The organism is Methylomonas sp. Kb3 (genome assembly GCF_002834115.1).
In the GTDB taxonomy this organism is placed as follows: Bacteria; Pseudomonadota; Gammaproteobacteria; order Methylococcales; family Methylomonadaceae; genus Methylomonas; species Methylomonas defluvii.
The window spans coordinates 218,796-242,122 of the sequence record NZ_PIZT01000007.1; the positions used below are offsets into that span (position 1 = coordinate 218,796).

General features: G+C 53.7%; 17 protein-coding genes. 4 read left to right on the forward strand and 13 right to left on the reverse strand.

All coding sequences use genetic code 11. The features are described from left to right. Positions 1 to 86: 86 nt before the first annotated feature. The gene (locus CWO84_RS06355; RefSeq protein ID WP_033156083.1) at positions 87 to 503 is read right to left on the reverse strand and encodes a type II toxin-antitoxin system VapC family toxin; all 417 of its coding nucleotides are present in this window, start codon (positions 501 to 503) and stop codon (positions 87 to 89) included. After that, positions 503 to 733: a type II toxin-antitoxin system VapB family antitoxin gene (vapB, locus tag CWO84_RS06360; protein ID WP_033156084.1), complete on the reverse strand. Its 231-nt coding sequence runs from the start codon at positions 731 to 733 to the stop codon at positions 503 to 505. Before vapB ends, CWO84_RS06355 begins: the two co-directional genes overlap by 1 nt. A 113-nt stretch (positions 734 to 846) precedes the next feature. Here vapB and CWO84_RS06365 point away from each other — a divergent pair, with 113 nt between their 5' ends. Then, positions 847 to 1,506: a metallophosphoesterase gene (locus CWO84_RS06365; protein WP_033156085.1), complete on the forward strand. Its 660-nt coding sequence runs from the start codon at positions 847 to 849 to the stop codon at positions 1,504 to 1,506. Positions 1,507 to 1,569: 63 nt separating this feature from the next. Here the strand turns inward: CWO84_RS06365 and CWO84_RS06370 are convergent, their stop codons facing one another. The 7 genes from CWO84_RS06370 to CWO84_RS06400 all read right to left on the reverse strand — a co-directional run bounded on the left by CWO84_RS06370 (position 1,570) and on the right by CWO84_RS06400 (position 11,910). Then, complete coding sequence (locus CWO84_RS06370) at positions 1,570 to 1,878, reverse strand: type II toxin-antitoxin system VapC family toxin (protein WP_225893017.1); 309 nt, start codon at positions 1,876 to 1,878, stop codon at positions 1,570 to 1,572. Beyond that, on the reverse strand, positions 1,862 to 2,119 hold the full coding sequence (locus CWO84_RS06375; RefSeq protein ID WP_033156086.1) for a type II toxin-antitoxin system prevent-host-death family antitoxin: 258 nt from the start codon (positions 2,117 to 2,119) through the stop codon (positions 1,862 to 1,864). Before CWO84_RS06375 ends, CWO84_RS06370 begins: the two co-directional genes overlap by 17 nt. A 138-nt stretch (positions 2,120 to 2,257) precedes the next feature. Then, on the reverse strand, positions 2,258 to 2,881 hold the full coding sequence (locus CWO84_RS06380) for an inorganic pyrophosphatase (RefSeq protein WP_033156087.1): 624 nt from the start codon (positions 2,879 to 2,881) through the stop codon (positions 2,258 to 2,260). A gap of 134 nt (positions 2,882 to 3,015) precedes the next feature. Beyond that, positions 3,016 to 4,074, reverse strand: a complete 1,059-nt coding sequence (locus tag CWO84_RS06385) for a hypothetical protein (RefSeq protein WP_101052088.1) — start codon at positions 4,072 to 4,074, stop codon at positions 3,016 to 3,018. A gap of 105 nt (positions 4,075 to 4,179) precedes the next feature. After that, a complete protein-coding gene (locus tag CWO84_RS06390; protein WP_133120653.1) occupies positions 4,180 to 8,319 on the reverse strand; it encodes an EAL domain-containing protein in 4,140 nt (1,379 codons plus the stop codon). A gap of 167 nt (positions 8,320 to 8,486) precedes the next feature. Continuing rightward, positions 8,487 to 9,368: a transglutaminase family protein gene (locus tag CWO84_RS06395; RefSeq protein ID WP_033156089.1), complete on the reverse strand. Its 882-nt coding sequence runs from the start codon at positions 9,366 to 9,368 to the stop codon at positions 8,487 to 8,489. A 10-nt stretch (positions 9,369 to 9,378) separates the two neighbouring features. After that, complete coding sequence (locus CWO84_RS06400; protein WP_033156090.1) at positions 9,379 to 11,910, reverse strand: circularly permuted type 2 ATP-grasp protein; 2,532 nt, start codon at positions 11,908 to 11,910, stop codon at positions 9,379 to 9,381. Between the two features lie 456 nt (positions 11,911 to 12,366). Between CWO84_RS06400 and CWO84_RS06405 the strand changes: the two genes are divergently transcribed. The 3 genes from CWO84_RS06405 (at position 12,367) to CWO84_RS06415 (ending at position 18,431) form a co-directional block, all read left to right on the forward strand. Continuing rightward, positions 12,367 to 13,821: a circularly permuted type 2 ATP-grasp protein gene (locus tag CWO84_RS06405; RefSeq protein WP_051669831.1), complete on the forward strand. Its 1,455-nt coding sequence runs from the start codon at positions 12,367 to 12,369 to the stop codon at positions 13,819 to 13,821. Between the two features lies 1 nt (position 13,822). Further along, on the forward strand, positions 13,823 to 14,779 hold the full coding sequence (locus CWO84_RS06410; RefSeq protein WP_033156091.1) for an alpha-E domain-containing protein: 957 nt from the start codon (positions 13,823 to 13,825) through the stop codon (positions 14,777 to 14,779). Positions 14,780 to 14,954: 175 nt separating this feature from the next. Beyond that, the gene (locus tag CWO84_RS06415) at positions 14,955 to 18,431 is read left to right on the forward strand and encodes a hypothetical protein (protein ID WP_101052090.1); all 3,477 of its coding nucleotides are present in this window, start codon (positions 14,955 to 14,957) and stop codon (positions 18,429 to 18,431) included. 80 nt (positions 18,432 to 18,511) lie between these two features. On the opposite strand, the gene CWO84_RS06420 is transcribed toward CWO84_RS06415, so the two are convergent. Genes CWO84_RS06420 through sucC form a run of 4 tightly spaced genes read right to left on the reverse strand, consistent with a single transcriptional unit; the run spans position 18,512 to position 23,327 of the window. Beyond that, on the reverse strand, positions 18,512 to 19,633 hold the full coding sequence (locus CWO84_RS06420; protein ID WP_033156093.1) for a hypothetical protein: 1,122 nt from the start codon (positions 19,631 to 19,633) through the stop codon (positions 18,512 to 18,514). A 3-nt stretch (positions 19,634 to 19,636) separates the two neighbouring features. Beyond that, positions 19,637 to 21,283, reverse strand: a complete 1,647-nt coding sequence (locus CWO84_RS06425; protein WP_033156094.1) for an NAD+ synthase — start codon at positions 21,281 to 21,283, stop codon at positions 19,637 to 19,639. Then, positions 21,283 to 22,158, reverse strand: a complete 876-nt coding sequence (gene sucD, locus CWO84_RS06430; RefSeq protein WP_101052091.1) for a succinate--CoA ligase subunit alpha — start codon at positions 22,156 to 22,158, stop codon at positions 21,283 to 21,285. Before sucD ends, CWO84_RS06425 begins: the two co-directional genes overlap by 1 nt. Next, positions 22,158 to 23,327 (reverse strand): ADP-forming succinate--CoA ligase subunit beta, encoded by a 1,170-nt coding sequence (gene sucC, locus CWO84_RS06435; RefSeq protein WP_033156096.1) that lies wholly within the window; start codon positions 23,325 to 23,327, stop codon positions 22,158 to 22,160. Before sucC ends, sucD begins: the two co-directional genes overlap by 1 nt.

Here is a 23,327-nt window from a genome sequence, read left to right on the forward strand (position 1 = left end):
ATAGGATGAACGAAAATTAGTCAATAGACGCTGGATGATGTTTGGAGTCCAGACTAAACCATTGCCTGAGGCGCTTGCTTAGGTGTTCAGCCAGATGAGTTTACCCAGTTGTCTACTTGCAACCCCGGCACTCGCACAAATTCGCGTTCGTTGTTGGTGACCAAAATCCAGCCTTCCGATCTGGCGTGAGCCGCCAACCATAAATCGTTATTGCCGATGGGTTGCCCGATCTTTTGCAGCGCCGCACGTATCTGTCCGTAATGCTCGCCAGCTGCTTCCGGCAAGCCATATACCGGAATCAAACCGTTAAGTTCGTTAATGCCGGCTAACGCCCTTTCCCTGGCCTGACTTTTCTCCGCGCCGAAACGCAACTCGCCCAAGGTTATTACAGACATTGCCAATTCATCGGCTGCATGGCGAGCAAAACGCTCGCGCACCGCGGGCGGATTGTATTTGGCAATATAAATGCAGATATTGGTATCGAGCAGATAGTGAGCGCTCATCAAAGCGCCTCACGATCCTGGGGCGGCGCATCTTCGCGGCCGTCGCTCATTAAGTCGTCGGGCAATGCTGCTAAGGCGTCGAATATCGCGGCGGCGTTGGCGGGCGTTTCCCGCAATACGATTTCATCGCCCCGGCGGAAAATTTCCACTCGGTCAGTATTGAAGCGAAATTCCTTGGGTAGCCGCACTGCCTGGCTATTGCCGGATTGGAAAATACGGGCATAGGTCATAGGGCACTCCATATGTAAAATGTAGTTACGTGAAGTATATACGTTTTCCGGTTGGTGTAAATGACCTGGATGAGTTTGGCTGAGCTCATGGCTAACTTCTTTGACGGATCAAAATGTCTCGCAAACTGACTTGGTTACACCTTTCCGATTTTCATGCCCGCCAACGTGATGGCTGGGATTCACGACAAATCACCGACGCACTTGTCTGTGATTTGAAGCAAATGCAAATAGAACATGGTTTGCGTCCAGACCTTATATTTTTCACTGGCGATTTGGTTTTCGGGGCAGTTTCGGGCGAAAGCATGGACGACCAATACCTGCTAGTCCGTGATTTTCTGGACGCTATTCGCAAGGCTTTTATTCCAGAAATTCCAATTCGCAGTCTTTATTTGGTACCTGGCAATCATGATGTAGATCGAAACGAAATTACTCCAGATCAAACAGCATGGATACGCCAACCAAATCTCAAACTCGACGATGTAATTACGATGATGAGGGATGAAAATAAGCAATGGCAAAGGTTTATGGAAAGGCTGTTGAATTATCGGAACTTTCTTACCAGTTATAACCTTTTACATCTTTTACCTGGCAATCCTCACTTGATTTGGACTGATGCTTTGGAGATACACAATACTCGTGTTGGTATCGCTGGATTAAACTCCGCTTGGTCCCTAGGCGGATTCAAAATTGCGTTGAGATTAGCAGGTAGTCCAGAAATGCTTCCGTATATTCCGGCCAAAAAAATAAAGTTTTTGAGTATCAAACTAACCTGACCGGCCCCGGAATTTTGCAACCAGCGCATCGGCAGTTAAAAGCGTTATGCTTTCTACGTTGGCTTACGCAACCAGGATACGGCCGAACGGGTCTTTGTGGATGGGTGGTAGACTTTCGATGAAAACCGCGTGATCGCTGCCGATGGGGATTTCGGTATAGCCGTTGTCCAGCAAACCGCGCCGCAGCACTCTTGCGTCTACTTGAAAATCGTCACGGCCGAGGTCGCGTTTGATGGCGATTTCCCAGAGGCTGGCAGCACTGAAAAATAGCTGGTTTTGCATATCTTCCAGCATCCGGCGAGCTTGTTCGGGTAGCAAATTTGGCGAGCCAGCCGCCCAAAGCAGCAGATGGGTATCAAGCAGTAGTTTCATCGTCCGCGCCGAATAACTGCCCAATCTCTTCACGGCCCATTCTGTCGAAATCGTCAGGCACTTTGATATATCCGCTCAGGAACCCCAAACGTCGCATTTGATAGCCCGTTGGGCTGTCCAGCGCGGAAACTTTGACGAGCTGTTTACCCGCCTTGGCAATCACGAACGGTTCGCCTTTGGCGGCTTGTTCAACCAATCGAGATAAGTGAGTTTTTGCTTCGTGGATGTTGACGGTTTGCACGATGAGCTCCAGTAAACCAAGTTAACTTAGTTTAGCCTGTGATGAGTCTGTGTTGCTTGTCGTTAGAGGAGCCTGGAAAATGTATTAATCAGCCTGGATGCGCTGCAAACAACTCAGCGCATCCATTCCCAAACAAGCCTACTCGTCGTCCTGGCAGCCAAAATGGTATTGATAATCCGCGATTGCGCGTTTGATGACTTCATGTGCTTCTTCGCGGCCGTAGACGTGGGTAATTTCGCAGACACTTTTTTCGCTGGGTAGGTGTTTGTAAGTCAGGAAGTAGTGTTTCAATCGGTTGATGTACGATTCCGGGCAGTCGGAGACGTCGCGCCATTGCCGGTAGAATTCGTCGCCTTTCATCACCGCGATGATCTTGTCGTCGGCCTCGCCGCCGTCCAGTAAACGGAAGCCGCCGATGGGAATGGCTTGTAACAGGATGTCGCCGTGAGTCACGCTGCGTTCGCTCAATACACAAATATCCAAGGGGTCGCCGTCGCCCTTGCTGACCGGTTTGCCGGATCGCGCGGCGGCATATTCGGCGATTTTTTCTGCGCAATAACTGCGCGGAATAAAGCCGTAAAGAGTAGGGATCATGTTGGAGAATTTTTGCGGCCGGTCGATTTTCAAATAGCCGCTGTCTTTGTCGATTTCGTATTTCACCGTGTCGGACGGTACGATTTCTATGAAGGCGGTCACGATGTCCGGGGTGTTGTCGCCGGGCGAGATACCATGCCAGGGGTGGGCTTTGTGTTTTATATTCATCTAAGATTCAGTAGCTTTGGGGAATAAGGTTATAGGGATATTTACCAGGATGGGGGCAATCCGCAAGACAATCAAGCTTAATACTAGTATCTGATTGGGCTTGCGCTACACGCCGTTGCATGTGGTTATCGACATTACTCTTCGCTGGCCACTGCCGCAGGTTTGAGTTTCATGTCTTTATTCAGCCGTTGCAGGCGCTTGATCATTTCTTTTTTCATCTGTTCGCGGCCTATCGAGTGCTTCAGGCTACTGCCCATGCCCGCAACTTGATCGGTGGAGCTGCGGATTGAGTAAAACACCAGCGTGCCGTCTTTATAAGGTAGGCCGCCGGCGACCACGTGGCTGGAGTTGTAGGAGTGGCCGACGTAAAACTGCCGGGAAACTATAAGGCCGCCGCCTTCGCTGATGGCGACGACACGATGATTAAGTACGGCGGTGGGGCGATCTTCCACGCGCCGATTCAACCATAAAAATTGTTCGCTGGTATTGGCCGGCAACGCGGCAGGGTAGTTCAACCAGGCTTGTTGCAGTTCCGGGAAATATCGCGCCCAGGCTTTGCTGTTCACGGCGTCGTTGCGCAGTTCCGCGGCCGGGTCGGCTGTGCCGCCATCACGGCTGTAAGGGGCAATGCCGGCCAAGCCGCTTTTTTTATAGGCTTGCAGGCGTTGCAGTAAAAATTCGCGGTATTTTTGATTAGCGGTTTTCAGCAAGGTTTTGTTGTCGGCATCCTCCAGCTCGGCTTGCAGGCTTTTCAAGCTGTCCAGTTCGGCTTTGGAGAGGTTGAATTCGTCGCCCGGCTCCGCTTCCAGAAAGGCCTTGGCTTCGTCCAGTTGCTTTTCGGTAAACGCAAACTTCTTAAAACTATCTACGCTGGCGTTATCGCCCAGCATGCCGGTGGCGACGATGTCGCTCTCGCCGGCATTGAGTTTGCCCTTTTTGATGTAGTCGGCCAGTTGCGGCAAGCCTACCGGTATGATCATCGCTACGCCAATAGCGAGTTCTTTTTGGCTGGTTTCGCTGACGTCGTAACCGACGATTTCGCCGCGTTCCAATGGCGGGATTTGCGCGGCGCTGATGCCGAAGTTCTGTAGCGCTTGCTGTGGGCTAGGCGCGTCTTGAGCGTATGCTGCGTGCTGAAATAGCGCAGCGGCGCTCAGTAAAATAATCGGAAAAGACAATTTGTGGATCAACATAAAAACTCCGTTTCAAATAGGTATTCTGATAAAAGTATGATGCTTTCGGCCGCAGATTGCCGAATGCGTTCATTCTAAAAACGTGTGTGCATTGCCGCCTGCCGTTTATTTGTCCGAACCGAACAATTTAGAAATACTGGAATCGCCGCGTCCGGCTGGTTTTGCCGGTGTTGTTGCCCTTGAGACGGACGCCGGCTGCTGATTTTTCGTATCGAACAGCCGCACAAACTCAGCAGCAGGCAGTGGTTTGGAAAACAGATAGCCTTGGCCGTAGTCGCAGCCGGCGGCAGTCAGCAATTCCAGTTGCTGCGCGGTTTCGATGCCTTCGGCTATCACTTTCAAGCCCAGTTTATGCGCCATCACAATAATCGCTTCGCACAGCGCCAGGTCGCTGGAATCGGCTTCCAGATTGCGTACGAAACTCTGGTCTATCTTCAGATAATCGATGTCGAATTTTTTTAGATAAGACAGTGACGAATAGCCGGTGCCGAAATCGTCAATAGCCACCTGGATGCCGGCATCTCGGTAAGCAAATAAATGGTCGCGGACAATATTGTCGACATCCAGCAATAGGCTTTCAGTAATTTCGATGACGACACATTGGCCGGATAAGCCCAGCTCATGCAAATAGTCTATCCATTTGCTGTCGCCCAGATTGCTGCGGGTAAATTGCACCGGCGACTTGTTAATACCCAGTTGCAAATCCGGGAGAAATTGGGCACGCCATTCGGCAACCTGTTTTGCCGCCATCCTAAATACCCAATCGCCAATCTCCACTATCAGGCCGGTCTCTTCCGCCAACGGAATAAATTCCGCCGGGCTGATCATGCCGCGCGTGGGATGTTGCCAGCGGATCAGGGCTTCGGCTTTATGCATTTTGCGGCTGCTCAATTCGATTATAGGTTGATAGAACAGGCAAAACTCTTGATTGGTCAGCGCTTGGCGCAGGTCGCTGGTCAGGCGCATCCGGTTTTGCGCGGTTTGCTCCATCTCGCTGGTGAAGAAATTGTAGCGGTTGCGGCCTTGTTGCTTGGCGGAATACATGGCCTGATCGGCGTTTTTGATTAATTGTTCGGCTTCCTGTGCGTCTTGCGGATAGAAGGTGATGCCGATGCTGACCGAAATGTAGGCTAATTCCTCGCCCAAGCGAAATGGTTCGGCAAGCTGGTGCAGGATGGCTTGCGCGACCCGGTCTATATTGGTTTCCGAGTCCAATTCGCCCAGGATGATGGTGAACTCGTCGCCACCGAGCCGAGCCACCGTATCCACATTGCGTACGCAAGACAGTATGCGCCGCGCCGTTTCCTGCAGCAAAATGTCGCCCATGCCGTGGCCCAGGGTGTCGTTAATTTCCTTGAAACGGTCCAGATCCAGCAGCATGACCGCCAGACTGTTTTTGTCGCGCTGGGCTTTTTTGATTTCCTGGTTCAATCGATCCTGGAACATGCGCCGGTTGGCCAAATCGGTAAGCGGGTCGAAATTGGCTTGGCGCCAGATGGTTTGTTCGACATGTTTTTGCTCGGTAATTTCCGAGAACATCGCCACCCGGCGCTCTACTTCGCCGTGTTCGCCGTAGATGGTGTTGATCACTAGCCATTCTTGGTAAATATCGCCGTTTTTGCGTTTATTCCAAATTTCGCCTTGCCAGTGGCCGGTTTGTAACAGCGAGTGCCACATGGTTTGATAAAAATCCGGATCGTGGCGGCCCGATTTCAGAATGTCGGTGGACTTCCCTATCGCGTCTTCCGCGGTATAGCCGGTCAGGCGGGTAAACGCTTCGTTAATCGCGATGATGCGGTTGTCGGTGTCCGCGACCATCACCGCTTCGCCGATGGCTTGGTAAATCATCGCCATCAACTGCATTTCATGTTCTAGCCGCTTCCGTTCGCTGATGTCCAAAACGGATACGAGTATGTAACGCCGGTTGTCTATATCGATAGGTGTCAAACTGATTTCGACCGGAAATTCCGTACCGTCGCCGCGTATTGCGGTTAGGGAGCGGCTGGCGCTCATCGGCCGGGCTTTGTTCTCTTGTAAAAATCGCGCGCGCTGTTCCGGGTGTTTGGCGCGGGCCCGTTCCGGTACCAGCGCTTCGACACTCAGACCTATCAACTCATCCAGCGTGTAGATAAATGCTTTCGCGGCGGGCGGGTTGGCGAGTTTGATGAGGCCGTTTTCGCCAACTAAAAACGTGGCTTCCGGCGAACCATCGACAATCTTGGACAATTGCAGCCATTGCAGCTGTTTGCGTTCGGTAATGTCGGTTTGGGTGCCGATCATGCGCAAAGCCTTGCCCTGGGCATCGCGGCTGATCACTAGGCCGCGCGTTAAAATCCAGCGCCATTGGTTATCGCCGTGCTTTACGCGGTGTTCGTTGCTGAAGCGTGAGCTGCGATTTTCCAGATGCGTTTGCAAGTCGGCCATCATCCGGGCGCTGTCTTCCGGGTGTATCGTGGCTTCCCAATTCCGGTAATCGTTGTCTCTGTCTTGTTCGCTGAAATTCAGAATCTCCATGCAGCGTGGCGACAGAAACACTTTACCGTTGGTCAAATCCCAATCCCAGACGCCGTCACCGCCGCTTTCCAGCGCAAATTTCCAGCGCAATTCGCTTTCCTGCAATAATTTTTCCGATAGCTTGCGCTCGCTGATGTCCGTGGAAATGCCGCATACCGCGTAGATTTCGCCTTGCCCATTACGTAGCGGAAACTTATGCGACAAATACGTATGAATATTACCGTCATGATGGGTGATCTTTTCTTCAAAAATCTGTGCTTGGCCGCTATTGGCGACCTCTAAATCGTTTTTCCACAGGAGTTCGGTGTCGTCGCCCGGAAATAAGTCGATATCCCGTTTGCCTCTGACAGTCTTATTGTCAACCGCGAACAGTTTTTCAAATTGACGGTTGATCAGCAGGTATTGGCCTTGCAGATCTTTGCTGTAAATCACCGTGGGCGTATTGTCCAGGATGCTTTGAAACCGCAATTCGCTGACCGACAGGGATTTGCCGAACTCGACGTTTAAGGATTCGTCTTTGACCAGTTCGATAACGCCGACAATCCGTTCCTGGTCGTCGCGTATGGGCATTTGCATCGAACTGATCCAGCGGCCGTCGCCTGCAGTAAACGGGGTTTGATAGACCGTTTCGCCTTGCAACGCCTTTTGAATGCCGTCAGGAATTGGCGTTTGCGCCAGCCAGGGAAATATTTCAACAGGGTATTTTCCCAGGCAAGCGGCTTGCGGCCATCCCGTCAGGGTTTCCATATAACGGTTCCAGAGTTCGATACGGCCCTGCAGATCGTAAACAATCACGCCTTCCTGAACTGAACGCAGAATGTGTTTGTTGAAATCGCCTAGGGCTTTGCTGAATTGTTCTGAGCGCTGGTAGCGCTCGATAGCCAGCGCCAGGGAAATGCCGACGCTGGACAGCACCAGCAAAAACGACCATTGCAGCAATAGCCCGGTCTCACTGCTGTCGGCTGCAAAAAAGCCTACCTGAAAAATCGCACCGAATATGCTTTGCAGCATGACCATGCTGATTAGTAACAAGGTGCCATGCAAGCCAAAGTAGAGTGCGCCGTAAACCAGAAAAGCGAACATATAAAATGCTTTGCCGTAGTGGCCAAGATGCCACGGCCACTCCAGGAAAATCATTTGTCCCGCCAGAAACGCCGTTGAGACATAAAGCAACGCGCGCCAAATTTGATACGGGTTCCAGTCAAAACTTGGCGGCTGCCGCCAGACCAAAATAAGCGGCGTGACAATCGCAATACCCAAGACGTCGCCCATCCACCAATGCGCTAGACTGATCGGCCATTGCTGCGCCGTTATTGCGTTGAAATGTAACAGAACTAAGGAACCCACTATGGCCGCAACGACCGAAGCCAAGGCGCCGGCAAACAGGATGCGTAAGTAGTCTTGCGGCTGTTGCAGTTTGCGAATCTCGCCCAGCAGATAGCAGCCGGCAAGTGCTTCCACGGTATTGCCGCAAGCGATAGGCAAGGCTTGCTCCAGCGGGTTACCTGCCCACAAACTGCCAAGTAATGCGCCCAGGAACACGCCGGGCCACAGTTTTTTACCGCCGAGCAGCAAGGCTGCCAGTGCGATGCCGCCAGACGGCCAGATGACGGATATTACGTGATTGGCGGCGAAAAACATCAACACCAGTTTGGCAACCAGTGCGTAGGCGACAGCCAAGCCGAAAAGGTGGACTAGTGCTGCGGTGGAAAAGGTCAAAAAACGGCGCAAGAGATTACCTTGATGTATTGAAAGCAGGTGAAGGGACAAGCCCAATATCTTGGTTTATCTCACGAAATGCAAGGTTTTGTCACGGGCTAAGTACGGGGATTTTCGGGCATTCCTAACGGATGAAACGTGGTTTTATGCGGGTGGTTTTCTTCGGTATCCTGTTAGGATTACGCGCCCAGGTTTTCCACTTCCACCGCCACTTTCAATTCGTGGTTCTGGCCGCCGAAAATCACCCCTTTCAATGGCGTAACATCGCTATAGTCCCGGCCCCAGGCGACAATGATGTGCCTGTCCCCCGGCAATTGGTTGTTGGTAGGGTCAAAGTCCATCCAGCCCAGATCCGGTAAATACACCGAAAACCAGGCGTGCGAGGCGTCGGCGCCCACCAGTTTTTTCTTGCCGGGCGGCGGCAGGGTTTCGATATAACCGCTGACGTAGCGGGCCGCCAGGCCTTGCGAGCGGATGCAGCCTATGGCCAGATGGGCGAAATCCTGGCAGACGCCGCGCCGATGTTCCAGTACGGTGGTCAGCGGGGTGGCCAGGTTGGTGAATTCCGGGTCGAAGGTAAAATCGCGGTGAATGCGTTGCATCAGATCGTGTATCGCTTCAATCAGCGCCTTGCCGGGTGTGAATGAGGCTTGCGCGTAAGCGGCCAGCTCGGCGTCGGCGGCGATGAACGGCGAATCCAAGGCAAATTGCCGTGCCTCCAGTAGTGGTTCGCTTCTGTCGTTCCAGAGCGCTTCCTTCACCAATTCCCAGCTCATGCCGTGGCTGAAATCCAACTGCACCGGTTGCGGAAAAATCTGTACTTCGCTGCTGGCGGTGACCACAAACTCCCGATGCGGCTCCCTAATCGAAAACCAGGCCACTTGATTGCCGAAAAAATCGGTACGGGTCCGATAGTCGCAGGGCAAGGGGGTAATTTTTAGTTGCGAGCTGAGCAGTTGCTGATTCGGGCAGGGGCGCGGCTGCATCCGCACTTCGTTGTAAGACAATCCCACCGGTTGTTGGTAGCGGTAGGTAGTGGTATGGGTAACCCGATAACGCATGGTGACTCCCTTAGGACAGCGATTGCGGCGCGTCCCCGTGGCGGAAATAATTGGCGGTCAAAGTATCGGACAACGCGGCCAATAGGGCGTAAATCTTGCTGAGCTGTTGGTCCAGCGCTTCGCGAATCCCGGATTCCGAGACGTTCAATAAGTCGTCGATATTGGCGATATTCAACAGACAACTAGCCTCTAATAGCAAGCGCTCTTCGGCGCTAATCCGGCGGGTACTGGGTTCGCGCGGCAGTTTGCCGACATGCTCCTGCAAACGAGCGATTTGATAAGCTAGTGAGCGGGGATTGTTGGGGTCCATCAGCAGCAGTTCCAAAAACGAGGCTAACTCCAGGTTGCTACGATAATGTTGGCGGTAGCAAATCAGGTTGTCGCTGGTGTCCAGCAGGGATTCCAGCAAGCGGGTTTCCGCCGCTTCGCTTTGCGGCATCGCAAACGCGGTTCTCAATACCGATACCAACTGCAAGCCGCGCTCCAGGCGCCGGCCGATGTCCAGAAACAGCCAGCCGTTGCCGCGCGTCATGCTCTCCATCACCAGACCGCTGAATGCGGAGAGCGTGGTGATTAGCTGATCCATTTGCTCCTGCATCGACCACAAACCGATTTTGCCCAGGCGGCGCGCTTCGGAAACCTGTTCCTCGATTTCGTCAATGACCCGCCAGGTATCCGACGACCATAAATCGCGTACCGCATAGCCGGATTGGATCATCCTGTTTACCGTGTTGGCCAGGCTGCCTGCTCGGCTTTCGTCGGCGACCACTGCCAGTAATTCGGCTTCCGGCGACTGCAACAAACTTTCGTTATCCTCGGCAAAAAAACCGGGGTAGGTGCCGGTCATGCTGGTGACGCAACGCAGCAGGGTTTCCAGGCTGAGCTGATAGTCCGGGCTATCGCGGTCAGGGTTGCTGAACAGCTTTTTGATCGTGGCGCGCAACAAACGTACCCCGCCTTCCGCACGTTCAGCGTTGCGGCCCACCCAGAAAATATTGTCTGCGGCGCGGCTGGGCAAGGCATTGCCGTGGCCGGCCAGACTGCTGCTGCGCTTGGCCGGAATGGCCGGATGCTGCGGTTCCGTGGCAACCACCCAGGTATCTTTACTGATGCCGCCGGTTTGATTACTGATCATCATATTGCCGTATTGCGGTGCGCTGCGACTCAAACCGCCAGGCATCAGCGTATAACCGTCCGCCCGCGCCACCATGAAGCAGCGCAGCACGGTTTGGCGCGGTTCGTAGCCGCCCGCCACCAGCGCCGGCACGGTGGAAAAGCTCTCGTATTCCTGGCCGACGTAAAGCGCCGGGCGGGCCTTGATGCGCGCGCGCCAATCAGCGAGTTGTGCACGGCTCAGCTGATGGCCGAACACCGAACGTTCGCCGGGTTTGCGGTAGATCGGTTTGATGACCAGGCGTTCCAGATTGGCGAGGACGTAATTTAACTCGCGGGCTTGGCCGCACCACCAGGTGGCGATCGAATTTAGCTTTAGGGTTTGACCCAGGAAGTATTTGGCGATGCCCGGCAGGAACGGCATGATGCCGGGATTTTCCAATATGCCGCTACCTAGCGGGTTGGCAATCGCCACATTGCCGCGCCTGACCACTTCCAACAGGCCGGGGACGCCTAGCCGCGAGTCTTCGCGCAGTTCCAGCGGGTCGCAGTAATTGTCGTCAACCCGACGCAAGATCACATCCACCCGCTGCAAGCCGACCAGCGATTTAAGCCAGACATAGCCGTCGCGAATCGTCAGGTCGTCGCCCTGTACCAGCGGATAACCCAGATAGGAGGCCAGATAGGCGTGTTCGAAGAAAGTTTCGTTCAAAGGGCCGGGCGTCAGTACCACCACGCGCGGGGTATCGGCGTCGCCGGGGGCGACGGCATTCAGGCCGGCGCGCAGGGATTGAAAGAAACGCGCCAAACGATGGACATGAGTGTCGCGGAACAAGCTGGGCAACACCCGTGACATGGCCAAGCGGTTTTCCAACGCATAACCGGCACCGGATGGCGCTTGCGTACGATCACCCAGTACCCACATTTTTTTGTCCGGGCCGCGGGCCAGGTCGGCGGCGCACAATACCAACTGATGCTGGCCGGGCAAGCTTACTTGATCACAAACGCGCAGAAAGCCGCCGTGGTTGTAGATCAGTTCCAGTGGCAACAGATTTTTCTTGATCAGCTGGCGCGGGCCGTACAGGTCGGCCAAAATCAGATTCAACAGTTCGGCGCGTTGCAGCAGTCCGGCTTCAATGTCAAACCACTCGTCGCCGGAAAGCAATAGCGGTATCGGGTCGAGTTGCCAAGGGCGGTTAATACCGTCCGGGTCGTCATAAACGTTGTAGGTGACGCCGTTTTCGCGCAGCAGTCTTAGCGCTTCCTGGTGGCGTTCGCCGACTTCGCGGGGGCCAAGCTGTTGCAACGCCTGCATCAGGTGGGCCCAATGCGGTCTAACCCGGCCCGTCTCGTCCAGCATTTCGTCGTGGGCCCCCTTATCGAGGCGGTATCCCGGCGCGAAAGCTTCTGGTGTGCTTAAGGTTTTCATAGGTTTAGTTTGCCGGTTTACCGGGTATAGCGCAATTGATCAAAGCTAATCTCGTTTTTTTTATGTTTTCTAAGCTGGTTTTTATTGCAGATGCCGATTCTGACGAGACTTTGGATAATGCGTAGTCTAAGAAACTCGCAAAAAGCATGCCGTTACGATCAGAAAGAGCGGAGTGCGGCATAGATCTTTTGGATTCGGTGGCTCCGCCTAGAGTCACTTAATATAAAGCATTGGCTTTCTTCAAGCTTCTGAACTAAAGGGTATTTGCCAGTGCTAAGGCGCGATAAGTCGGTCACGGCCGAGCAAGTGATAGCCGTAGGCGCGCAACTTGGCATTGCTATTGCTTTATATCGGGTAAATCATTAGAACCGGTTTGCGTTGAAATGGTGCGGTCGTTTTTGCACCAATTTCGCGCGGACTTGCACCATAAAAGCAAATATCACGGATGCATACAGCATGGTTACTTCGACAATTTGGGCGGATTACAGCGCCGATAAGGCTTACGACGAGATGATTGCTGCGGGCGGCAAGCCGCGTGATACCTGCGCCAGTTTGAGTCAATACTTACAATCTTTGGGCATGGATGCAATTAAGGGCCGGTTGTCGGCGGCGGAGGCGGCCATCATGGAGATGGGCATCACCTTCACCGTCTACAGCGACGAAGGCAATATCGATAGAGCTTGGCCTTTCGACATCATTCCCAGGCTGATCGATTTTCAGGAATGGCAAGCCGTGGAAGCAGGTCTGAAACAGCGTCTGAAAGCTTTGAATTGCTTTATCAACGATGTTTATAACCAGCAGCAGATTATCAAGGATGGTTTGGTGCCTGCTGATTTGATCAACAGTTCCAGCAATTTTCGTAAGGAATGTTTGGGCATGCAGCCCAAATTCGGCACATGGGCCAATATTTGCGGCAGCGATCTGGTGCGGGCTGGCGACGGCAAGCTGTATGTGCTGGAAGACAATTTGCGGGTGCCATCCGGCGTGTCGTACATGATCGAAAACCGGGTAATTACCAAACGGATCTTTCCGGAGTTGTTGGAAAATCTGAATATTCTGCCGGTGGACGATTATCCGACCCAGTTGTTCGAAATGCTGGCGTCACTGGCACCGGATACCGATGACACCCCGCAAATTGCCGTCTTGACGCCCGGTATTTATAACTCGGCCTATTTCGAACACGCTTTCCTGGCGCAACAAATGGGTGCGGAACTGGTGGAAGGCGGCGACTTGCTGGTCAAGGATGACGATTGTGTTTATATGCGTACCATCAAGGGTCTGGAAAAAGTCGATGTGATTTACCGGCGCATTGATGATCTGTTTCTCGATCCTGAAGTCTTTCATAAGGATTCGGTATTGGGCGTGAAGGGCTTGATGCGGGCCTGGAAAGCCGGCAATGTGGCGCTGGCTAATGCGCCGGGCGCGGGGGTAGCGGACGACAAGGTGGTGTATGCCTACGTGCCGGAAATGATTCGCTACTATCTGAACGAAGAGCCGGTTTTGCCGAACGTGCCGACTTATCTCTGTAGCGATCCGGAACAATGCGCCTACGTGCTGGCGCATTTGCCGGAGCTGGTGGTAAAACCGGCCAACGAGTCCGGCGGCTATGGCATGTTGGTCGGCCCGCACGCCAGCCAAAAGGAAATCAAGCAATTTCATAAACTGATTAAAAACAATCCGCGTAATTACATCGCCCAGCCAACTTTGGCTTTATCAACCTGCCCGACCTTGTGCGGTGATAGTCTGGAGCCCAGGCACATCGACTTGCGCCCCTTCATCCTGCAAGGTGAGAACGGCTTTGTCACCGCTGGCGGCTTGACCCGCGTGGCGCTCAGGGCCGGTTCGCTGGTGGTGAATTCATCGCAGGGCGGCGGCAGTAAAGACACTTGGATTATCAACAGGGAGCAATAAGATGTTATCGCGATCCGCCGAACGTTTGTACTGGATGGCCCGTTATCTGGAGCGCACCGAAAACACCGCCCGCCTGATCAGCGCCACGATGCATTTGATCTACGACTTGCCGTATGGTGTGGAATTAGGCTGGCGCAATTTATTAAATATTTGCGGCGTCGAAGAGGCGTTTTATCAACGCTTTAAAAATCCCAGCGAGCAGAATACCACCCGGTTTTTATTAGCCGATATGAGCAATCCCGGCTCCTTATTGGCGTCGTTGTCGTTTGCTCGCGAGAATATCCGTACCAGCCGCGAGCTGATGCCCGATGAGGCCTGGCAGCAGGTCAACGAAATGTATCTGTACGCTAATAACAATCTGGATAGCTTGTCCAATCGGCGGGGGCGTGCGCTGTTCTTGCAGGAAATCATGGCTGGGTGCCAGCGCTTTACTGGTTTTATGGCCGGGTCTATGAGTAGCAGCGACAGTGCCCGGTTTATCTGTATCGGCCGCAATTTGGAACGGGCCGATATGACCAGCCGGATCATGGATTTCGGCACCGTATTGTTGGCGGAAAATCGCAGCACCAAAATGCGCGAGTACGAGACCATCCTGTGGATCAACGTTTTGAAGTCCTTGAGTGCGGTCTTGATGTATCGCAAACACGTCCGCAACCGAATTAAAGGTGAGGATGTTTTGAACTATCTGTTAAAAAATCCGGATTTTCCCAGGGCCGTGCTGCATTGCATCGAGGAGATTACGCATTGCATCAAACGCTTGCCGCATGCTGTCGAACTATTCCCGCAGCTGGAACAATTGGAACAGCAGGTACTCGCCATTGAGATTAAGCAGACTACCCCGGAGCAATTGCATCAAGTGCTGGACGGCTTGCAAGCGAAGTTCGACGATTTACACCAGCAAATCGCGGCCATGTGGTTTTTAAATAGTCTTGGCGAGGCCGAAGCCGAGAAAAATTGACATTATTGCCGACAGGAAGATTTTCACCAGCCAGGCCTCTGCAGCGCTGAGCACCCGCTTGGTTGAGCGCAATCGCTCTGCGTCAAGGGCGCGCTGCTTGGATTGCTACTGACCCAAACCCCCAAGTTTGCTATATCATGGAAGCATCGTTTTCTAAAACTAAAGGGGGAGGATTATGGATAAGCTAAGGGCACTGGGTCTGGGGGCGGTGGGGCAAGACGAGCAATCTGTTAAGCAACAGTTGCATCTTTATATCAATCTGAAACTGGCTTCATGCGGGCAGCCGACGTGTATCGATACCGAGTCGGCGCAGTTTATGGATACCGCTCAGGACTTGCTGAATAGCTATCTGGAAAAAAGCCGCTTGTTGGCCAGTTCCTCCCTTTATCCCGCCGATAGACGGATTCAAGATTTCCTGGAGCGCTATTGCGCGGATCTGGGCTTTGCAAAAATCCCCAGCTTGCCGACGATGACTTTCGAGTTGGATAAGCACGGCGTGGCGCGTGAATTATCGTTGCCTTTGGGCGAGGATGAATTTCGTTCCGAAATCGTCTCCAGCTTTCGGGTGAAGCAAGGCATTTTGCACAATCCAGCCAGCGACCGGCGTACCACGCAAGGCTCGTTTCATGTTGCGGAAGGCGGTCTACCCGTCCCCGGCGATAAGAAGCAGGTACCCAAGCTGACTTTTGCCTTGATGCTGGGTGAGGCTTTGAACCCACCCGACGATTTGATGGTGCTGCCGTTTACCGCTCACCAGCCCAAGCCGGCACGCATGTTTGCTTCATTATTGATGCGGCCGGTAGTCTGTCCGGAAATCCCGGGTGTTGCCGCCGAAAAGTCCATGGAAATCCGTTTTTTTGCGCCGGGCAATCTGGTCAGCAATCTGGACTTTGTTGAGAGCATCTTCGGCAACGGCGGCAATCCTGCCTTGCCGGAATGCGATGCGGCCCTGGATGTCGAGCATTGGTCAGGCCACAGCGGCTGCGTGATTCTGGCCCCGCATTTAACCAAGCTCACTAAAAAGCAGTTGGGGCTGCCTCATTGGGACGAGGCCACCGAACGGCAACGCGCCGATGGCATGTGCTGGCAAGATCCCGAAGAACTGTATAACGACGGTCAGGCGTTTAAATTAACTGCGCGTGATAGCGGCGGCGTGATCGTCACCCTACTGGCCGATAACTACTACGGTTATTGCAAAAAGGAAGTCAAAACCCAGATCAGCTATGCCGCCAATTTGTTCGGTTTGGCAGAAGAGGAGCATGCCGGCGGCGCGTTGGCATTTCGTCGCGTCAATCACGGTGATGAATTTGGCATTGGCAGTCTGACCCGCGAACCGGGCTATGATTTTGACGAGATGACCTATCACTACGGCGCGATCATGGATGTGCATCCGGAAGGTTATGCGGTGGACAGGCATTTTCCGGAGATTATTTATGTGCCGCAGGATTTGCGGATGAGTCTGGCAACGCAGAAAATTACCTGGATCAGAAACGGCCAAAGCCATAGCATTCGCTTGCAACCGGGCAAAATATACGTGCAGCCCAACGGTTATAAAATCGAGATGTGCAAGCACCCCGGTGCGCCGTCCTGGCGTTTGATCGGCACTGTCGCGGAAGGCACGTTTTGTCATAAGCCCTGTACGGTGTCCGGCGGCGGCAAATCGGAAATTTCCAAATCCATTGAAGACGCGGCAATCTACGGCCCGTTGTTCGTGGACGATTTGCAGCACGATCTGGACCGGGTGCAGGCGATTTTCGATAAGGATTATACCGGCCGCTTCTTGCCGGGTTTCGAACGCGATGACCATGGTCCTAGCCGCACCGTGCTCAGTCAGGAACGCAGTCTGGGTTCCGTGATTAAGTTGTTGACGCCTTCTCCCAATCACCTTCCGGAGTTCAATGATTGGCTGCGATCCATCCCGCCCAGCATCCTGGCTTTGGTGTTTTTGATCAAGCGTTTTTACCGCCCTGAATGGGGTAACAATTGGCGCGATAATTTATCGGTGGACGTGATTGACGGTGCGCCCGGGCATGAGCTGAAACTGAATCAGCGTAAGATCGTTGCTACCTATTTGCGGGTAGGTTTTGATCTGGACGGCGGCTGGCGCACTTTCAAGGTACGGCAAGACTATATCGCCTGCGAGAAAGTGCAGATGGAAGACGACATCAGCGCTTCGGTCGTGGTGCCGAAGCAAGCAGTGCGAGCCTGTCTGCCTGACGATGGCTATGAAATGAGTTTGAAGTTGGTCAGCAACTGCGAATATCGACTGTTTCAACGCCCGGACGATGCGATTATTCCGGGTTACGACAAGCAGACCGAGCAGAACATGTCCGCACCCGGCAATTTCATGGCCAATTTTGAGCCCTTGGACCACGAGCAATTGTCGGCGATCGTAGAAGACGTGATGACTTTTTCCAAATTCACCGCGCCCATGCAAAAGCTATTGAGCGATGCTTACCAGGACGGGAAAGGCTATGTGGTGTGTTCCGCGCATCCGCGTTTGGTGAACGGCAAACCGTCGAAAAACCCGCGCTACCTGGAAACCCGTGTCGATGTGGTGAAACCCTTACGGAAATACGTGGCCGAAGTGGGCGCGCGTTTACATCGCAAGATTCCGCTCAATCAACCGCTCTGTCATCCGGTGGACGCGGTGTTGACCGGTCGCCGCAACAATCCGCCCGAACCGGGCATCCGCGCGCTGGCGGTTTACAATCCGATTCATTATCAAGAGTTGCCTGAACTGTTTATGGATTTTGTCTGTTCCTTGACCGGCAAATCGCCGTCTACTACCGGAGCGGGTAGTGAGGGGGCGCTGACTAAAGGGCCGTTCAATGCCTTGCGCGGTACCGCCGATTTGAACAATGCCCTGGTCTCGTTCATTTTGACCGGTTATCCCGGTTTTTCCAGTTCGGCTGGTTTTATCGGTCCGGATACCCGCGTCGATCACGATATTAGTTTGTTGATTCCGGAGATTTGGGCGCGGCTGTCGCGCGAAGAGCGCCACCCGGCATTTTTGTTGGAACATGGCTATCTGGAACCGTTAACCGATTTTGAACACAAGGGCCAAATTGTCTTGGCCAGCCGTTTGGGTTATCGCATCACCAGTCATTTCGTGCACGGCTTGATGGGTAAGATCTTCGATAACCCGTATGCGGTTTTTACCGACGAGATTTTGCAGCCCGAGCGCCAGGATCTGGAGGTGTTTGTCGACGGCATCAACAATATCGTCGAAACCCAGCAGCGCGTGGCCCAGCAATATCTTGATGACGGCAGTATAGAAGACGCCTGTCCGCCGCTGTATGCTTTGCTGCATATCATGGCCGATGGTCATCATCAGGGTAAGGATGCGCATCATCCGGAGATACGGGCGATGTTTACCCGCGATTACTTGTTGGCTTCGGATTGGTATCAGGAACGGCTGCGGATCAAGCAGCAGCGCGACATCGCGTTATGGCAACGGCATGTCGATTATTTGGGCAGGTTCTTGCACGAAAGCAGTCACCAGACTTTGATCGACGAGCTGAAGTTGGTCGAACGGCATAGGCAGGCGCAACAGAAACTGGTGGAACTGGCCTCGCCGGAATATTTGCAGTCTTTGGTGGGTACTTTGGGCGCCGACCCTTTAGGGCCATACTCCGCGGGCGCAGTTTAGATTCGGCTATACCTAAAAAAACAGGGATACCGGTCTTGTGGCCGGTATCCCTGTTTTTATATGGGGCAAGCCCGCTTGATTTAACCTTTGCGTTTGGTTTTGGTCTTGCCTTTGGGATTTTCGTGGGCGATCAGCGAACGGGCCAGCTTCCGCAAGCCGTTGGAGGATACTTCCAGCCCAAGTGGCGAGCCTATCGATTCCAACTCGTACATCAAGTCCGTCGCGGCAATCAGCGTCACATAGCGCAGGCTGCTATTACCCGGTAACTGGGTTGAAGCGTCACGTAGTAGCGGGGCTAGCACGTCCCAGGAACTGTTGAAGAACTTACGCACCGGATCGTTTTCCGCCACATATTCCGCAGTCAGACCTTGTTCAAAGGCGACGCCGGCTTTTTGCAGGACATCGCGCAAGCTTGCCCGGCTGGCGTCAGCGTTGGTGGCGATAGGGGCTTTCTCAATATTCTTTTCCAAAGACATCTGCCAACCTTGCCAGAGCTTGCGCCATTGGTTCAATTCCGCTTCGTTCAATACCGGGGCCGCTTTTAAGCCGCCGGCATTTTGGTTGGTAGCGGTGTAGCCCACGTTGATTAAAATACCTTTCTCATCGGCTTTGACCTGATTGAAGCGCAGGCTGTTGATGGTGTCGTGCAACTCCTCGCTATCGTCGGCGGCGATGAAGGGGAGCAGGGTTTTCGTAATGTCCGGGCGGGATTGGTTTAAGTCGATTTTCAGGGCGGCCAGTTTGGGCTCGGCGGCTTTTTTGATCAGCGATTGCAATTGGGCGATATTCAACGGCTGGCCGTTGCGATCAAACGCATTCAGTTGGGTGACCGGGAAGCTCAGCACATTACCGGAGGCATCCAATGTCGGCTGTTGCAGGGTTTGCAAAATGCCCGACCATTCGATCAAGGTCATGCATTTGCCGCCCAGCGCGGTACCCACGCGGGCTTGTACATTGTTCTGAATTTTGACCTGGCCTTGCTCGCCGCTGATTTGCGGATGGTCCAGATCCAAAAAGCTGCATTGCTTGCCGTCTTTCCAGGCTCTTACCGATTCATTCGGGCCGTCATAGAGCTCGCTGACCAGCACACTTTTGATTAAACCGTACTCCATGGGCACCGGAATATTAATTTCGCGGGCCATACCGGTCTGTGCAGTCAGCAGCAGGCCGGTGGTAAGTAACAGGGTACGCATTTTTGACATGATTTACTCCTTAACGTTGTCGGGCGCTGGTTGATTAAGCGCGGCCGTGCCGCGATAAGCGGATGAAATAGGGTAGCGGCGGTCACGACCAAACGCTCTGGGTGTGATGCGAATGCCGGGCGGCGATTGCCGACGTTTATATTCGTTTCTATCCACCAGCGAAATCGCTCTATGTACATCGGCAACCGTGAAGCCTTGTGCCACGATCTCGGCGGCGGATTTGTCCTGTTCCACATACAAAGTAAGTATAGGATCCAACACAGAATAAGGTGGCAGCGAATCTTCGTCCTTTTGGTCCGGCGCCAATTCCGCCGATGGTGCGCGGGTGATAACCCGTTGCGGAATGACCGGCGACAAGGTGTTGCGGTATTCGGCGAGTTGGTAGACCAGTAATTTCGATACGTCTTTTAAAGGCGCAAAACCGCCGGCCATGTCGCCATAAAGTGTGGCGTAGCCCACGCTCATTTCGCTTTTGTTGCCGGTGGTCAACAGTAGCTTGCCTTGTTTATTCGAAATGGCCATCAACAACACGCCACGGCAACGGGCTTGGATGTTTTCTTCGGTGGTGTCTTTTTGGCTGCCTGCAAACAGCGGGGCCAGCATGCCGTTGAAGGCAGTTACCGCCGGTTCGATGGGCAACACGTGATATTTGACACCCAGCGCCTCGGCTTCCAGGATCGCGTCCTGGTTGCTCATGTCTTGGGTATAGCGCGATGGCATCAACACGGCTTCGACATGATCGGCGCCCAGCGCATCCACCGCCAACGCCAATACCAGTGCGGAGTCGATACCGCCGGACAAGCCCAGAATCGCGCCTTGAAAGCCGTTTTTGCGTACGTAGTCTTGAATGCCCAACACCAGCGCCTTATATTCGCTGACCACGGGTTGATACAAGTCGGCGATGGTGGATATTTGCGGCTCATGATCGACAAACTCGACGATGCTGAGTTGCTCGGCAAATTCGGCTGCTCGGAACACGACATCGCCGTTACGATTTGCGACAAACGAGGCGCCGTCGAACACTAACTCGTCCTGGCCGCCGATTTGATTGACATAAACCAACGGTATCTGCTCGGCTTTAATTTGCGAACAGATGATGTCCTCGCGCTGCTGCATCTTGCCGGCATGAAACGGCGAGGCGTTCAGCGTCAGGATAATGTCCGCCCCGGACGCTCGGTTTTGGGCGATGATGCCGGGTCGCCAAATATCTTCGCAAATCGTCAATGCTATGCGACTGTCATTTGCCGTGAACAGGCAGGTTTGGTCGCCGGCGCTGAAGTAACGCTGTTCATCGAATACCCCGTAGTTGGGCAGGGCTTGTTTGTGGTAATCGGCTAGGGTTTCGCCGTCGCGTAATGCCACGGCCGTGTTATATAGCCGGCCATCCTGTTGCATCGGGTAACCGATCACAAGCGTGATACCGGCAATCTTCTTGGCAATTTCGGCAACCGCTTGTTGCGCCTGGTGAATAAAATCCGGTCGAAACAGTAGGTCTTCAGGTGGGTAACCGGTGACACATAGCTCCGGAAACACCACCAAATCGGCCTGCCGCTGTTTGGCTTGTTCAGCGGCGGCCAGAATTTTGCCGGTGTTGGTTTGAATGTCGGCAACTGTTAAGTTCAGTTGGGCTAGCGCTATTTTTATCGACATTATGTTTTGGAAAAACAATCCCGCATCGCGACGCCTATATCCGAAGGCGAGCTGACCATGCTCACGCCGGCCGCTTGCATGGCTGCAATTTTGCCTGCCGCTGTGCCGGCGCCACCGGTGACAATCGCACCGGCGTGACCCATACGTTTGCCGGGAGGCGCGGTTTGGCCGGCGATGTAGCCGACCACAGGTTTGGTAACGTGGGCTTTGATAAAGTCCGCAGCCTGTTCCTCGTCGCTGCCGCCGATTTCGCCGACCATCACGATGCCATGGGTGTCCGGGTCGTCTTGGAAACGGCTCAGCACGTCGATGAAATTCATGCCATGGATCGGATCGCCGCCGATGCCGACGCAGGTGCTTTGCCCCAGGCCTTCGCGGGTAGTTTGATGCACGGCTTCGTAGGTCAGGGTGCCGGAACGGGAAACAATGCCGATTTTGCCGGGTAGATGAATATGGCCGGGCATGATGCCGATCTTGCATTGCCCTGGTGTAATCACGCCAGGGCAGTTGGGGCCGACCAGCAATGAGCTCGTGCCTTGCATGGCCGCTTTGACCTTTAACATTTGCAGCACCGGTATGCCTTCTGTGATGCAGACGATCAGCTCGATGCCGGCGTCGACCGCTTCCAGAATCGCGTCGGCGGCAAAAAACGGCGGTACATAGATCATCGTTGCCGTGGCGCCGGTGGCTTTCACGGCTTGTTCGACAGTATCGAATACCGGCAGATCCAGATGTTTGGAGCCGCCGCGACCCGGTGTGACGCCTCCAACTAGCTGCGTGCCGTAAGCGAGTGCTTGTTCGGAGTGAAATGTACCCTGTTTGCCGGTGAAGCCTTGGCAAATGACTTTAGTCTGTTTGTCGATCAAAATAGACATTAGGCTACCTCTTGCGCCAGTTTTACCGCCAATTCGGCAGCATGGTTTAGATTATCCGCAGCTACCAGGCCCAGTCCCGATTGGCTTAGCATGGCTTTGCCCTGTTCGACGTTAGTCCCTTCCAGGCGTACCACGACCGGGATTGTTAAGTGCATTTCCTCAACGGCCGCCAGGATGCCGGCGGCGATTACATCGCATTTGACGATGCCGCCGAAAATATTCACCAGCACTGCTTTGGTGGTGCCGTCGGACAAAATCAATTTAAACGCGGCTTTGACTTTGTCTTTATTGGTGCCGCCGCCCACATCCAGAAAATTGGCCGGCGCACCGCCTTTCAACTTCACCATGTCCATCGTCGCCATGGCCAGGCCGGCACCGTTGACCATGCAACCGATATTGCCGTCCAGCGTGATGTAGTTAAGATCGAACTGTTTGGCTTCCGCTTCCTTGGCGTCTTCTTGCGAGGCATCGCGCATCGCGGCTATGTCAGGATGTAAGGCGATGGCGTTGTCGTCGAAATTGATCTTGCCGTCCAGTGCCACCAGTTTGCCGTCATCGGTTTGGATTAGCGGGTTGATTTCGATTTGGCTGGCATCTTTGGTCAAAAACAGTTGATACAGGCCGCTCATAATGCTCTGCAGCTGGCTTTGCTGTTCTTTGCCCAAGCCTAGTGCAGCGGCTACTTGGCGGCATTGATAAGGTTGTAAACCCGCTGCGGGGTGCACCGGCACCTTGACTATTTTTTCAGGTGTTTCAGCAGCCACCGCTTCGATGTCCATGCCGCCTGAGGCCGAGGCAATAAATATCAGCCGTTCACTTTCCCGGTCGAGCAACAGGCTCAAATAATATTCTTGATTGATTGCAGAAGCCTCTTCCACCCAAACGCTATTGACCGGCAGGCCGGCGGCATCGGTTTGATGCGTCACTAAACGTGTACCCAGCATCGCCGCGCTGTAAGCCTTTACTTCCTCCAGGGTCCGGGCAACTTTTACGCCGCCGGCTTTACCTCGGGCGCCGGCATGAATTTGCGCCTTTACCACCCAGGCAGAGCTGCTTAAGGACTGGGCGGCTTGCTGCGCTTGTTCGGCTGTGGTCGCCACGGCGCCTTGTGGCGTGGGGATCGAAAACGCTTTAAAGAGTTGTTTCGCCTGGTATTCGTGAATATTCAT